Origin of the sequence: Pseudomonas brassicacearum (genome assembly GCF_003732265.1) — a bacterium.
GTDB classification, from domain to species: Bacteria; Pseudomonadota; Gammaproteobacteria; order Pseudomonadales; family Pseudomonadaceae; genus Aquipseudomonas; species Aquipseudomonas brassicacearum_D.
Window position 1 is genome coordinate 1 of the sequence record NZ_MOBK01000409.1, and the last position, 353, is coordinate 353.

At 62.3% G+C, this 353-nt stretch carries 1 protein-coding gene; it reads left to right on the forward strand.

Annotated elements, in window-relative coordinates; translation table 11 throughout:
- Positions 1 to 64: 64 nt before the first annotated feature.
- Positions 65 to 353 (forward strand): hypothetical protein (locus tag BK660_RS31975; RefSeq protein ID WP_123436471.1); only part of this gene is annotated, 289 nt, incomplete at its 3' end.

Below are 353 nucleotides of genomic sequence, written 5' to 3' on the forward strand. Positions count from 1 at the left end.
AGTTCTTGCACACGGCTGGCGGCAGATTAAGCTGACCGCCGATTTCCGAAGATTGGAGTGTTTCATGTCCCGCCGTTTGCCCGTGATTGTGCTGCTCGTTCTGTTGCCGTTGTGGCTGGCTGCCAGTTATGGCGCGCGTTATGGCTTTATGGAGGACGGGCAGTGGGTCGGTATCTGCGTGGATGAGGCCAGTCGCTGGGAATGTCAGGTGCGGTCGAACCTGGGCTTGATGATTCACTTCAAGGTGCTGGGCTGGACGGCACTGGGCGCCGCGCTGATCGGGTTTGTCGTGCCGGGGCGGGCAGGTTGGTGGCTGGCGGTGCTGGCGCTGGTGTTCGGCGTGCCGGCACTGG